The 12,891-nt window shown below is 58.4% G+C and carries 11 protein-coding genes; 2 read left to right on the top strand and 9 right to left on the bottom strand.

Annotated elements, in window-relative coordinates; genetic code table 11:
- Nucleotides 1-4: 4 nt before the first annotated feature.
- The 4 genes from plsX to C3F36_RS22020 all read right to left on the bottom strand — a co-directional run bounded on the left by plsX (nucleotide 5) and on the right by C3F36_RS22020 (nucleotide 2,503).
- Entirely contained in the window at nucleotides 5-1,024 is a 1,020-nt protein-coding gene (gene plsX, locus C3F36_RS22035) for a phosphate acyltransferase PlsX (protein ID WP_104455931.1), read from the bottom strand.
- A gap of 9 nt (nucleotides 1,025-1,033) precedes the next feature.
- Complete coding sequence (gene rpmF / locus C3F36_RS22030; RefSeq protein WP_005300935.1) at nucleotides 1,034-1,201, bottom strand: 50S ribosomal protein L32; 168 nt, start codon at nucleotides 1,199-1,201, stop codon at nucleotides 1,034-1,036.
- A 20-nt stretch (nucleotides 1,202-1,221) separates the two neighbouring features.
- Nucleotides 1,222-1,743: a 23S rRNA accumulation protein YceD gene (gene yceD / locus C3F36_RS22025; protein ID WP_029314532.1), complete on the bottom strand. Its 522-nt coding sequence runs from the start codon at nucleotides 1,741-1,743 to the stop codon at nucleotides 1,222-1,224.
- Nucleotides 1,744-1,939: 196 nt separating this feature from the next.
- The gene (locus C3F36_RS22020) at nucleotides 1,940-2,503 is read right to left on the bottom strand and encodes a hypothetical protein (RefSeq protein ID WP_223916170.1); all 564 of its coding nucleotides are present in this window, start codon (nucleotides 2,501-2,503) and stop codon (nucleotides 1,940-1,942) included.
- A gap of 190 nt (nucleotides 2,504-2,693) precedes the next feature.
- On the opposite strand from C3F36_RS22020, the gene C3F36_RS22015 reads away from it, so the two are divergent.
- The gene (locus C3F36_RS22015; RefSeq protein WP_029314530.1) at nucleotides 2,694-3,275 is read left to right on the top strand and encodes a Maf family protein; all 582 of its coding nucleotides are present in this window, start codon (nucleotides 2,694-2,696) and stop codon (nucleotides 3,273-3,275) included.
- Nucleotides 3,276-3,327: 52 nt separating this feature from the next.
- Here the strand turns inward: C3F36_RS22015 and rluC are convergent, their stop codons facing one another.
- Nucleotides 3,328-4,272, bottom strand: a complete 945-nt coding sequence (gene rluC, locus C3F36_RS22010) for a 23S rRNA pseudouridine(955/2504/2580) synthase RluC (protein WP_010674735.1) — start codon at nucleotides 4,270-4,272, stop codon at nucleotides 3,328-3,330.
- 414 nt (nucleotides 4,273-4,686) lie between these two features.
- On the opposite strand from rluC, the gene rne reads away from it, so the two are divergent.
- Entirely contained in the window at nucleotides 4,687-7,815 is a 3,129-nt protein-coding gene (gene rne, locus C3F36_RS22005) for a ribonuclease E (protein WP_104455930.1), read from the top strand.
- 655 nt (nucleotides 7,816-8,470) lie between these two features.
- Here rne and C3F36_RS22000 read toward each other — a convergent pair.
- The 4 genes from C3F36_RS22000 to apbC all read right to left on the bottom strand — a co-directional run bounded on the left by C3F36_RS22000 (nucleotide 8,471) and on the right by apbC (nucleotide 12,744).
- Nucleotides 8,471-9,943 (bottom strand): inorganic phosphate transporter, encoded by a 1,473-nt coding sequence (locus C3F36_RS22000; protein WP_104455929.1) that lies wholly within the window; start codon nucleotides 9,941-9,943, stop codon nucleotides 8,471-8,473.
- A gap of 320 nt (nucleotides 9,944-10,263) precedes the next feature.
- Entirely contained in the window at nucleotides 10,264-10,845 is a 582-nt protein-coding gene (dcd, locus tag C3F36_RS21995; RefSeq protein WP_010674732.1) for a dCTP deaminase, read from the bottom strand.
- A 63-nt stretch (nucleotides 10,846-10,908) separates the two neighbouring features.
- Entirely contained in the window at nucleotides 10,909-11,553 is a 645-nt protein-coding gene (udk, locus tag C3F36_RS21990; RefSeq protein WP_010674731.1) for a uridine kinase, read from the bottom strand.
- Nucleotides 11,554-11,661: 108 nt separating this feature from the next.
- Nucleotides 11,662-12,744 (bottom strand): iron-sulfur cluster carrier protein ApbC, encoded by a 1,083-nt coding sequence (gene apbC / locus C3F36_RS21985; RefSeq protein WP_103243127.1) that lies wholly within the window; start codon nucleotides 12,742-12,744, stop codon nucleotides 11,662-11,664.
- Nucleotides 12,745-12,891: the final 147 nt, after the last annotated feature.

Raw genomic sequence — 12,891 nt, 5'->3', positions numbered from 1 at the left:
AGTTTTATAAATCCCTGTCGGAAAAGACAGATTCAAGGCGATCTGCAATTTGCAATGGAAGTTGATGTCTGGCTTCTTGTGCGGCCAGCAGAATCGCATGACACAGAGCGCGGCGCTCGGCCCGCCCATGGCTTTTTACCACAATGCCGCGCAATCCTAACAGACTCGCGCCATTATACTGGTCGGGGTTCAGGTAAGAGAAACGCCGTTTGAACATAAATCCGGCGAGTCGACCAAGAAAACTGCGTTTTTTGCGCGGATATCCGGCCAGTTCGGCCATCATCCGCACCACCCCCTCCGCGGTCTTGAGCGCCACGTTGCCCACGAAACCGTCGCAGACGATCACGTCGCACTCGCCGCTGAAGATCCTGTCCCCCTCAATGAAACCGACAAAATTCAGGGCGGAGCATTGGCGCAGCAACTCGGCGCTGTGGCGCACCAGGTCGTTGCCCTTGATCTCCTCCTCCCCTACGTTGAGCAGTGCCACTCTGGGTGAAGGTATCCCCTCCACCTTCTCTGCGACTACGGCGCCCATCACGGCAAATTGCAGCAGGGTGTCGGCATCGCAGCTCACGTTCGCACCCAGATCCAGCATCACGGTCCGCTTTCCACTCAATGTGGGCAGCGCCTTGATGAGGGCTGGCCGGTCAACACCGGGCAAGGATTTGAGCACGCACTTGGCCATGGCCATCAAGGCACCGGTGTTGCCTGCACTGACACAGGCATCGGCAGCGCCGCTCTTGACCAGATCCAGGGTCACGCGCATGGAGGAGTCTTTCAGGGTACGCAGCGCCACGATAGGCTTTTCGCCCATGCCCACGACCTGGGAGGCATGCACGAGACGAACGCGAGGGTGGTTGAGCAAGCCATGTTGCTGCAGAAGAGAGGCGGTCTGGTGTCGATCACCGACCAGAACAAGTTTTAGCTGGGGTAGAAGAGACAGTGCCTGCACGGCGGCAGGCACTGTTTCCGAGGGGCCGATATCTCCCCCCATTATGTCTAGCGCGACAGTTTGCGTAGACAAAGGCAATCCTTAAGCGATTACCTTTTTACCGCGGTAGAAACCATCGGCAGTCACGTGGTGACGACGATGAATTTCGCCACTGGTCTGATCAACAGTCAGGGCAGCGGTGGTCAGCGCATCGTGGGAACGACGCATGCCACGCTTGGCGCGGGTTTTACGGTTCTGTTGTACGGCCATGGTAGGCTAACTCCTAAAATTCACTTACGTTTGAGCGCTTCAAGAACTGCAAAGGGATTCGGCCGCTCATCAGCAGGTTCGATTTCACCCCAGGTCATCTCCATGTTTCCTCTGGGACACACATCCACCGGATGCATGGCTACCTGAGGCAACGAGAGGATGAGTTCATCCTCCAGGATTTGATGAAGATCTATCTCGCCGTTTTCGTCCAACTCAATGGGCTCATAAGCTTCCGGCAGTTCTTCCTCGTTTGTTCTTTCGAACAGCGGAGTGTAAATAAAACTAGCTTCACAAAGGTGTTCAAACGTCTCACCACAACGCTGGCAAACCAGGTCGACCTTGGCATGGGCAGTGCCTTTCATAACGGTCAACTTCTGGACATCTTTGCCAAAGTGCAGTGTGACATCCACATCACTTCGCAAGCCTTCGGTTGATTCCTCCAGCCTGGGCATCTGCGACTTTTCCACTATCCCGACATAATCGAGTAGCTTCAAGGCATTACGGACTGGATCAACCTTAACGGGCAACTTCACCTTTTGCATAGGGCGCGAATATTATAGGTCCAACAAGGGATAGTCAAAGGAAAAAGTCCTTACCGCCGATGATTTTACCTTCACAGGCCCCTGCAAGAGGAACTTGTGCTCATCGGTGGCCGATTATGCCATATCGTGCAGGATCTGGCACAGGATCCTGTTCCCCTCTCCTGTCTGTCCACCGGATGTGCTCCTTGGTGTCTCATCAGGTGGCAGAACAGCGCGGGTCTCTCCCCAGCAGGCCTGGTGTCGCAGCCACTCTGGGCTCGGCTTCCATCAGTCTGCGTATGGCTTTGAAACTGCCCACGGCAGCCTTGATGGCAATGGGATTGACCAGCCAGCCCGGCAAGTTGTTGCCCGGGTTGGTATAGGTTTCGAGCCGAACGAGTGTGCTGCCATCCCGTTGGGGTAGCGCCTCCCACCGTCCAGCGCTTTCCTGGATCCGGAACAGCCCTGCATGCAATGGCAGGGCATTCGGCTCTGCCCACACCTCGAGAGTCAGGCCGCAATCGATGCGTCGACTCAAATGGGAGCGGGTGATGAGCTCCCTGTCTTGCACCGGCCAGGGAGACGCCAGGCGGGTATAGACCAGATCATCGTCGGGACCAGATCTGGCCAGCACCCTGACTTCACGGCTCTGGGGCAACCACTCTTCATGGCGCACCGTGTTGCGCAGTACCGTGATCAGCGCGCCAGGATCGGCATTCACGCGCATCTCCAGACGTAAGGCCTGAAAAGATGTCGGAGGATGTGGCTGGGTCCAAAGCATCACCCCCTCATCCCCCTGACGAAGTTGCCATGTCCCTGCCCAGCTGGCGATTGTGTTTGTGCTGTGGTTCCATCAGCATGCATGCTTCCCGCTAATTAGGCGAGTCCCGCTGTAGACATCTCCTGTTTGCGTGGCCCCATCTGCACAGATAGAATCAACCAATTGATTTATAAATGGATATCATCAAAACATGCAGCCTTCCTTGATCCTCGCGTCCACCTCGTCTTACCGCAAAACCTTGCTGGAAAAACTCGGTCAGCCATTTCACTGTGCTGCGCCTCAAGTCGATGAGACAGCGCGACACGGGGAGACCGCAGAAGCCCTGGTCAGCAGATTGGCATTTGCCAAGGCGAATGCCGTTGCTACTGACCGTGATCAAGGATTGATCATCGGTTCAGATCAGGTGTGCGTCTGTGACGGGCAGATCCTCGGCAAGCCCGGCACGGTGGAGAAGGCGGTCGAGCAGTTGCTGCGGGCACAAGGCAAGCGCGTCATCTTTTACACCGGGCTCTGTGTGATCAATGCTGCGAATGGCCATGCCGAGCAGCTCGTCGAGCCTTTCACCGTGTATTTTCGCTCGCTCGACGAAGCAGCCATCCGTCGCTATGTGGAGGCCGAACGTCCTCTGGATTGTGCCGGCAGCTTCAAATGCGAGGGAATGGGCATCGTCTTGTTCAAGGCGCTGGAGGGGCGCGATCCCAACGCCCTTGTCGGTCTTCCCCTGATAGGCTTGGTTGATCTCCTGGGTCGCCACGGCCTGGCTCTGCCATAACAAGAACTCTGCCATGAAAAACGGGAGCCTTGGCTCCCGTTTTTCATGGTTGTCAGCGTGGCAGCTTGGCGAGAAACGCCTCAAGCTCCGGTGACAATGGCGCTTCCACCTGCATCTCCCGCTCATCCACCGGATGAGTAAAGGTGAGCTTCCAGGCGTGCAGGAACAGACGCTTTAGCCCCTGCCCTCGCATTTTTTCATCAAACCCGGTCTCACCATATTTGTCATCGCAGGCGATGGGATGGCCGGCGTGCTGGGTGTGGACACGGATCTGGTGAGTACGGCCAGTGATGGGGCTGCACTCGACCAGGGTAGCCTCGGCAAACTGACGGGCAATCCGGAACCGGGTCTCGGAGGGTTTGCCATCGCTGCTGACCCGCACCACCCGCTCGCCGGATTGCAGATCATTTTTGCGAAGTGGCGCATTGACCACCTTGACGTGGGGTTGCCACTGGCCGCGCACCAGCGCCAGATACTGCTTGCGCATGGTCTTGACCCGCAACTGCTCGTGCAGGCTGCGCAGGGCACTGCGCTTCTTGGCAACCAGCAGCACGCCGGAGGTGTCGCGATCCAGCCGGTGCACCAGTTCGAGGAAACGGGCTTCGGGGCGCAGGGCACGCAGCCCTTCGATGACGCCAAAGCTGAGGCCGCTGCCGCCGTGCACTGCCATGCCGGACGGCTTGTTGAGCACTATCATGGCATCGTCTTCAAACAGGATCTGGCTCTCCAGACGCTGGATGCTGCCGAGGTTGGCAGAAGGCAACTCATTCTTCTCGGCCACACGCACGGGGGGCACCCGCACCTCGTCACCGGCACAAAGCTTGTATTCCGGTTTGATGCGCTTCTTGTTGACCCGCACCTCCCCTTTTCGAAGGATGCGATAAATCAGGCTCTTGGGGACGCCCTTTAACTGAGTCTTGAGAAAATTGTCGATGCGCTGCCCGTCATGCTCAGCTTCGATGGTGAGCAGCTGCACTTGTTGATGTATCTGTGTCATGGCGCGGATTTTAACACCGCTGACAGCCCTTGGCTCCATGCTTTGTTAAAAAATGGCGTCTTGCTATAAAAGTGGTTTAAATGGGATAATAAACAAGGTTTTGTCATTGTGTTCAAGCCTTGTACTAAGTGGCCAAAATGTATGCCACCCAATCCCGAAACACCGTGTATACAAGAACATGACGGTTCCCGGGTGCGAGGTACAACGCATGGAGAACACAAACAGAGCCGACGTAAATTGTCTCCACATCGGTATCCTTAATTCACGCCCTCTCGAGAAGGCTGAACCAGAGTGCCCTTAGTTTGCGCCTCATGCATACCCCAACCGGGAGGTTGCCCCAGCATGCTGAAGACCCGAGGCCGGCGCCGGCAGGACCCAGTGGAGGAATCAAAATGACAAAATAATGAGAACTCAATGAAAAGAATGCTAATCAACGCGACTCAGGAAGAGGAGTTGCGCGTAGCGCTGGTTGACGGACAACAGCTCTACGATTTGGATATTGAAAGTCCGGGACACGAGCAGAAAAAAGCGAACATTTACAAGGGCAAAATCACCCGAGTAGAACCCAGTCTCGAAGCTGCTTTTGTTGACTATGGCGCCGAACGCCACGGTTTCCTGCCGTTAAAGGAAATCGCCCGCAATTACTTCCCCTCCGGTTACTCCTATCAGGGTCGTCCCAACATCAAAGAAGTGGTCCGCGAAGGCCAGGAAGTGATTGTCCAGATCGACAAGGAAGAGCGTGGTACCAAGGGTGCAGCCCTCACCACCTTCATCAGTCTGGCTGGCAGCTACTTGGTGCTGATGCCGAACAACCCCCGTGCCGGCGGCATCTCCCGTCGCATCGAGGGTGACGAGCGGACCGAGCTGAAGGAAGCTCTGAGCGGACTGACCGTGCCGGACGGCATGGGCCTCATCGTGCGCACCGCCGGTGTGGGCAAGTCCCCGGAAGAGCTGGAGTGGGATCTGAACGTTCTGCTCAATCACTGGGACTCCATCCACAAGGCGTCACAACAACGTTCCGCTCCGGTGCTCATTCACCAGGAGAGCAACGTCATCGTGCGCGCCATCCGTGACTATCTGCGTCGCGATGTGGGTGAGATCCTGATCGACAACCCGGTCATCTTCGAGCGCGCCAAGTCACATATCGAGCTGGTCCGCCCCGATTTCCTCAATCGCGTGAAGCTGTACAAGGGTGATGTCGCCCTGTTCAACCACTTCCAGATCGAGAGCCAGATCGAATCGGCCTTCCAGCGCGAAGTGCGCCTGCCCTCCGGCGGCAGCATCGTCATCGACCCGACTGAAGCACTGACCTCCATCGATATCAACTCCTCCCGCGCCACCAAGGGCGGCGATATCGAAGAGACCGCCCTGCAGACCAACCTGGAAGCGGCCGACGAGATCGCCCGCCAGCTGCGCCTGCGTGACCTGGGTGGCCTGATTGTCATCGACTTCATCGACATGACCCCGGTTCGCCATCAGCGCGAAGTGGAAAACCGTCTGCGTGAAGCGGTGCATCAGGATCGTGCCCGCATCCAGCTGGGCCGTATCTCCCGTTTCGGTCTGCTGGAGATGTCTCGCCAGCGTCTGCGTCCCTCCCTCAACGAGTCCAGCAGCCATATCTGCCCCCGTTGCCAGGGTCAGGGGGTCATCCGTGACAATGAATCCCTCGCCCTGTCCATCCTGCGTCTCATCGAAGAAGAGGCCATGAAGGACAATAGCGAGCAGGTGCATGCCCAGGTGCCGGTCGATGTGGCCGCCTATCTGCTCAACGAGAAGCGTACCTCCATCGCCAATCTGGAACAGCGCAATGATGTACGTGTCTACATCATTCCGAACCAGCATCTGGAAACCCCGCACTACGAAGTGACCCGCATCCGTCAGAACGAGATCCCGGAAGCGGCCAGCTACGAGCTCAAAACCGAGATTGCCAAGCCGGTCTATCAGCCGCGCCAGGCTCAGGTAGTCGAGCGTGAACAACCGCTGCTGCAAGGGTTTGCCCCGGCTCCTCAGCCGGTTGCGCCCGCCGCCCCGGCTCCTGTTGCGACTCCCGCTCCGGTTGCAGAACAAGTCGGCTTCTTTGGCAAGCTGGCCAAGGCCTTCTCCGGCCTGTTCGGTGCCTCCTCCGATGCGGCTCCGGCCGAGGTGAAGGCGCCTGCCGACAAACCGGCCGCCCAGCGCGAAGCTCGCAAGGATGACGGGCACCGTCACCAGCGCGATGAATCCCGCAGCCGTGGTCAACGTGGTCGTCGCGACGACAACCGCGGCAGTCGCAATGCCGAGGCCGGCGAGAAGCGTGAAGGCGCAGCCAGCCGCGAGAGCAGTGATCGTAATCGTCGCCCGCGCAAAGAGCGGGAACCGCGCCAGGAACGGGAACCCCGTGGCGAAGTGCGCACCGAACAGCGCATGGAGCGTGAGCCTCGCGAACCCCGCCAGGAGCGCGAACCTCGTGCCCCGCGTCCGGCTCGTGAACCTCGCGCCCCCCGCGAACCCCGTGCCGAGGTGATCGTCGAGGCGGTTGATACCGTTGATACTGCGGTCGCCAGCGCTGAACCGCGTCAGGAAAAAGAGCAAAAAGTGGCCGAACGCCGCGAACGTCGCCAACTGCGCAAGCAGATCCGTGTCGATGTCGCCGCGATCGACACCCCTGCCCTGCCGACTGACGAGCAAATCACCGATGTCGCCGACGTGCAAGCCGCCTCTGCTGAGCAACAAGAAGAGCAAGGCGAAGGTCAGCGTCGTTCCCGCCGTACCCCGCGCAATCAGCGCATCGAAGGGCAACGTCGCAAGCGCATCAACGAAGAGGCTCGTGGCCAGCGTGAAGACGAAGCACAAGGCGAAGTGCAGCTGACTGCCGCGGCCCAGGCCGATGCGGCTCAGGTGAAGGTGGAAGAACCGGCTGTGCCTGTCATCACCATTCCGAGCGCAGAAGCGGTTGCTGCCGCCCTGCAGGCCTCCGCCGCACTGACCGAACACGTGGTGGCTGAAGCCGTTGCTGAGGAAGCGGCAGAGCAAGCACTGGCAGCCCAGGCTGTGGACGCGCCCTCCACTGACGAAGTTGAGCAGGTTGCGCAAGCAGACGCTGACCCCGTCGCCGAAGTGGCAGTTGTCGAACCCGAGATGGTCGAACCTATCGTCGATACCGCCTCTCATGACAAACCTGTCGCCGTGATCGACGCTGTCGAGCAGACCCAACAAGTTGAGGCCATCCCAGAAGAGGTTGCACCGGTTGCTGAAGCGGCACCTGTCGTGATCGCTGAGGAGACGGCCACCGCCGAAGCGGAGGTCGTCGAGATGCCGGCTGCCGTGGTGCAAACCGAGCCAGCAACCAGCCCCGAAGTGAAGGTCAGCAAGGGTGCCGGTGTATTGGCCCGTGCCCGCAAGGCTTATGCCCCCATGGCAACGCCGGCTGCGGCTCCTGCCCCGACACCCCGTGAACCCGTGGAGTACGCTCCCCTGGTACGCAGCGAAGTCGTGACCTCCGGTCGCCACGGTGGCAGCACCGCTGCCAGCAACGTGGCAACCAGCCCGGCCGGTCGCCCCTGAGCAGACCCGTTAGTCTGAAAAAAGAGCCACACAATGTGTGGCTCTTTTTTTGTCTCTTTTTTGGGGCTGACATCGCCTTGATCTCCCTCCCTGCCCGTTCGATATCCGCCGCTTTCCCGATGTTCAGCGACCACACACACCCAGTCCAAAAATACGTGAATAACACACCAGACAGAGGATTCATCTCTGTCGAAGCATCACGACATGCTCTGCTTTGTCGACAGAGTCCGTGCATTGACAGCATATGATGCCATTGGCAAACAGTCTGGCAGCCCCTTTGACTGCTCTGTCGGTGTGTTCGTGGTAGCTGAGACAGCCCAGGTTGAACAGGAATGCCAGACATAGAGCAACCTGTGGCACTCTTCACTCTCATCATTTCTGGTGAGGATCATAGACCCGTTGAACGCCCTCCCTTCAGCTTCACGTGCAAGGGTCGGCTCGTAACAAGGCGTCACACAGGCAGGTTCACCTCACTGTGCACAACGAGTGGTTCAGGGATGTAGAGAAGCCAAAAAGGTGATAGATAATGTCATTCAACTTCTTGTCTGATGGCATATAGCTATTGCTCATTGAACTATTGCCGTATGACGTGACATTCACCAGGCAACAAAAAAGGGCCCGAAGGCCCTTGTTTCATTTCCAATGACTGTCGCGCTTATCCGCCAAAGAGATGGTTGTTCAGCAGGAAGAGACCGCCGGAGAGCAGCATGGTGAGCGGCAATGTCAGCACCCAGGCCAGCAGAATGGTCTTGATGGTCTGGCTCTGCAGGCCGGACTTGTTGGCCACCATGGTCCCCGCTACCGCAGAGGAGAGAATGTGGGTGGTGGACACCGGCATCCCGGTCAGACTCGCAATCCCGATGGACGCGGCGGCCGTGATCTGGGCTGCAATGCCCTGGCTGTAGGTCATGCCGGAGGAACCGATCTTCTCCCCTACCGTGTAGACGATACGACGCCAGCCCACCATGGTGCCGCAACCGAGCGCCAGGGCGATGGACACGATGACCCAGGTCGGCGCATATTCGGCCGTGGCGGTCAGATCCTTGCGCCATTTGGCAAGATCGGTCAGCTCCTTGGCCGGCAGTGGCAACTTGGAGACCTTGCGGGCAGTGTCATCGATGCACAGCAGCAGACGACGCACCTCGCGGCGATCCACCAGGTTCATCTCCTCGTAGGTGCGTACCTGGCCCAGACGCTTGTCGAGGGTCGCCATGGCCTGCAGGGCCTCCCCTGCCGCACAGTGGCTCATCAGCTCTTCCTGGGCTTTGGCAGGCACACTGAAGTTCACCAGATGGGAGACCTGATCCTGGTTACGCTGGTAGATCTCCATGATGCGCTGGTTGGCATCCTGGGTTCTGTCCAGATCATAGGAGCGGCTGTTCATGTCCAGCGCAAAATAGGCAGGCGCCATGCAGATCAGCACCAGCATCACCAGACCGATGCCTTTCTGACCATCGTTGGAGCCGTGCACGAAGCTCACCCCCATTGCGGAACAAATCAGAGTGACACGGGCCCAGAACGGTGGATGCTTCTTGCCGTCCACCAGCAGGCGCTCTTCCGGGGTCTTGTGGATCTTGCTGCCAAGCCATACGCGCTTCATGACGAACAGCAGCAGGGCGGCAATGATGAAGCCCACGGTGGGAGAGATGATGAGAGAGAGCATGATGTCGATGGCTTTGCCGACGTTGATACCCTCTTTCAGGGGTTGATGGCTGATCAGGGCATAGGCGCCGCCTACCCCCAGGATGGAACCGATCAGGGTGTGGGAGCTGGATGCCGGAATGCCGAAGTACCAGGTTCCCAGGTTCCAGAAGATGGCCGAGAACAGCAGGGAGAACACCATGATCAGACCCTGGGTAGAGTCCATGCCAAGCAGCAGATCGATGGGCAGCAGGTGAACGATGGCATAGGCCACCCCCAACCCACCCAGCATGACACCGGCGAAATTGAACAGACCGGAAGCCACCACCGCCATATGAGCCGGCATCGCCTTGGTATAGATAACCGTTGCTACCGCGTTGGCGGTATCGTGAAAGCCGTTGATGAATTCATAGGCCAGCACAAAAAAAACGGCCAATACCAAACCGATTGACCACCACAAACCCAAACCACTAAACATTTCAAACATAAAAACGAACCTGTTTATGAGTTGCGGCGGATTATGCCAGAAGGCTCGATGCGCCATACCCGTTGTTGAAATATTTCAGCAAAAAAAAAAAAGGGCATTCCGTCAGAAAATGTCTTAGGGCCTGTAGGAACGGGGCTTGTCGAGGATTAATTTAAGTCCATTCCATTGCTGTGGATAGGCGCCAATCAAAGCCTGAGCATGGCTCGATGTCCCGAAAAAGGCAGCCTTTCAACCCGCTCGGCACGTCCGTTTCCTTTTGCCATATATAAAAGAGGGTGCCTTGGCCCCCTCCTCCATAGACAAGCCGCACAATGCGGGGATCAATCCTGGTTGATCCGGCTGGCCACAGCCCCTTGCTGGCTCTTGTATTTGGCATTTTCCCGTTTGTTGTACGGGCGAGCCGCGGTACCTGACAGCATCTCGAAGTTCAGGGCACCGATCTTCATCTTGGGACGCAGGGCCAGAGGCAACTTGCCGCCGTTGTAAAACTCCAGCACGATGCGACCGGACCAGCCCGGATCGATGCGGTGGGCGGTGACGTGCACCATGAGGCCCAGGCGCGCCAGGGAGGAGCGACCATCCAGCCAGCCGACGATATCTGCGGGCAAGGTAACCGATTCATAAGTCACCGCCAGCGCCAGCTGACCCGGGTGCAGATAGAAGGCTTCACCGTCCGGCACGTGGATCTCCTCGCTCATCACCCGCTCGATGGCATCGGCCATCTCGGCACTGGTACCGCCAAGGTCGATGTAAGGCGCGGTATGATCGCGAAACACCCGAAACTCGTTGCCCAGCAGCACATCGACGCTGACGCCGCTGATCCGCTCAACACCGGGCCGTGGCTCGATAACGATCTTGCCTTCATCCAGGTGCCGTTCGATATCGGTATCACAAAGACGCATTCTGCGACTCTCCTGACAAAAGATTCATTAAAAAAAGCCGGGCATCACCCGGCTTGTTTTCTCTCAACCAATCAACATATGGCGGATACGCGCCTTGAGCATGTCGATGGCGATGCGGTTCTTGCCGCCACGGGGCACGATCACGTCGGCATACTGCTTGGACGGGTCGATGAACTGCATGAACATGGGACGCACAGTCTTCTGATACTGCTTGAGCACGGAGTCCATGGTACGACCGCGCTCCTGCACATCGCGCACCAGACGGCGCAGCAAACAGATGTCGAGCGGGGTATCCATGAAGATGGAGGCGTCCATCAGTTCGCGCAGGCGGCTGTCGGTCAACAGCAGTATCCCTTCGAGGATGATGACACGGCGCGGTGCAAAGGTAGTGACCTCGGTCATGCGCGTGTGCTCGGTATAGGAGTACTGGGGGATGTTGACCGCCTCCCCTTGCGTCAGCTGGGTCAGATGCTGCACCAGCAGATCGTGATCCAGGGCATTGGGGTGGTCATAGTTGGTCTTGACCCGCTCTTCCATGGTCAGGTGGGTCTGATCACGGTAGTAGCAATCCTCGGTGATCACACCAATCTGACCCGCTCCCAGCTCGGCCACCAGCTCTTCATAGATGGTTTGGGCGATAAGACTCTTGCCGGACGCGGATGCACCAGCAATACCGATGATCACACAGGAATGTTGAGTATCAGACATTGAAAATACCTAAAGAGAAGAGCACTGGGGATTGTTTAAACCGATCCATTATATGAAAAAGGGGTGGTCATGCCCACCCCAAATCCGTCCCCCTTGGCCGAACGCCGATTATTCGTCCAGCGCCACCGTGTAGAGCGGGGTCGCAATCGGTTTTGCGCTGAAATAGAGCTCGGCCCCTACCCGGCGAGCCAGTTTCAGGTAAGTCTGTGACAGCTCGCCATCCGGCGCACCGAACACGGTGGGGCAGCCGTCATCCATGTGCTGGCGAATGTCGATATGCAGCGGCAACTGACCAAGCAGCGCCACGTGATACTGCTCCGCCATCTTCTGGCCACCGCCGGTACCGAACAACGGCTCGTGATGCCCGCAGGCACTGCAGACGTGGTAACTCATGTTCTCGACGATGCCAAGCACAGGCACATTGACCTTGTTGAACATGGCGATCCCCTTGCGGGCATCTGCCAGCGCCACATCCTGGGGCGTCGTGACGATCACCGCCGCCGTGGTGGGCACCTGCTGGGCCAGCGTCAGCTGGATATCGCCGGTGCCCGGGGGCATGTCCACCACCAGGTAGTCCACCTCGCCCCAGCGGGTCTCGTGAAGGATCTGCCCGAGTGCCTTGCTCGCCATGGGACCGCGCCAGATGGTGGCATCCTGCTCGGCCACCAGATAACCGATGCTGTTGCTCTTGATGCCGCAGGCCATCACCGGCTCCATCAACTTGCCATCAAAGCTGACAGGGCGCTCCTTGAGGGTCCCCGTCATGGTCGGGATGGAGGGGCCATAGATGTCCGCATCCAGCAGGGCGACCCGCGCCCCCTCTTTTTGCAGCGCCAGCGCCAGGTTGACCGCGGTAGTGGACTTGCCCACCCCTCCCTTGCCGGAGGCAACCACCAGGATATTGCGGATCCCCTGCACCGCCGCCAGTTGCTGCGCGCGGGGCATGCTGGCCACGTCTATCTCCCCCGTCCAGTCGATGCGGGTCGCACCGGTTGCGCTGCGCAGCCGGGCATCGAACTCCTCTTTGATCTGTTCAAACAGGGACTGGCCGGCAAAGGGCAGCACCAGCGTGATGGCCAAGGTCTGTTCGTGCCGCTCGACGGAACGCACAAAACCGGCCGCGACCAGATCCTTGCCCCATCCTGCCGGCTTAAATTCGGCAAGGATCTGTTTTACTGAATCAATCACCATTAACTCCCCATTATGTTGTCGTTATGCTGAGGTGAACGGTTACCGCACATAAATCAGTGGCTTGCCGACGACATCGTGATGCCGCCAGTCAGGGCACCGGGGGCCACAACCCTAGGCAGGCCGCCCCCAATTCGGGTAACATGCACG

It is taken from the genome of Aeromonas sp. ASNIH2 (genome assembly GCF_002934795.1).
GTDB classification, from domain to species: Bacteria; Pseudomonadota; Gammaproteobacteria; order Enterobacterales; family Aeromonadaceae; genus Aeromonas; species Aeromonas caviae.
This window is presented reverse-complemented; position numbering and strand designations above follow the sequence as displayed.

What these genes read in the sequence shown, in the direction of transcription:
- rpmF (WP_005300935.1), bottom strand. Translation starts at nt 1,201, where the DNA reads ATGGCCGTACAACAGAACCGTAAAACCCGCGCCAAGCGTGGCATGCGT.
- yceD (WP_029314532.1), bottom strand. Translation starts at nt 1,743, where the DNA reads ATGCAAAAGGTGAAGTTGCCCGTTAAGGTTGATCCAGTCCGTAATGCC.
- C3F36_RS22020 (WP_223916170.1), bottom strand. Translation starts at nt 2,503, where the DNA reads ATGCTTTGGACCCAGCCACATCCTCCGACATCTTTTCAGGCCTTACGT.
- C3F36_RS22015 (WP_029314530.1), top strand. Translation starts at nt 2,694, where the DNA reads ATGCAGCCTTCCTTGATCCTCGCGTCCACCTCGTCTTACCGCAAAACC.
- rluC (WP_010674735.1), bottom strand. Translation starts at nt 4,272, where the DNA reads ATGACACAGATACATCAACAAGTGCAGCTGCTCACCATCGAAGCTGAG.
- rne (WP_104455930.1), top strand. Translation starts at nt 4,687, where the DNA reads ATGAAAAGAATGCTAATCAACGCGACTCAGGAAGAGGAGTTGCGCGTA.
- C3F36_RS22000 (WP_104455929.1), bottom strand. Translation starts at nt 9,943, where the DNA reads ATGTTTGAAATGTTTAGTGGTTTGGGTTTGTGGTGGTCAATCGGTTTG.
- dcd (WP_010674732.1), bottom strand. Translation starts at nt 10,845, where the DNA reads ATGCGTCTTTGTGATACCGATATCGAACGGCACCTGGATGAAGGCAAG.
- udk (WP_010674731.1), bottom strand. Translation starts at nt 11,553, where the DNA reads ATGTCTGATACTCAACATTCCTGTGTGATCATCGGTATTGCTGGTGCA.
- apbC (WP_103243127.1), bottom strand. Translation starts at nt 12,744, where the DNA reads ATGGTGATTGATTCAGTAAAACAGATCCTTGCCGAATTTAAGCCGGCA.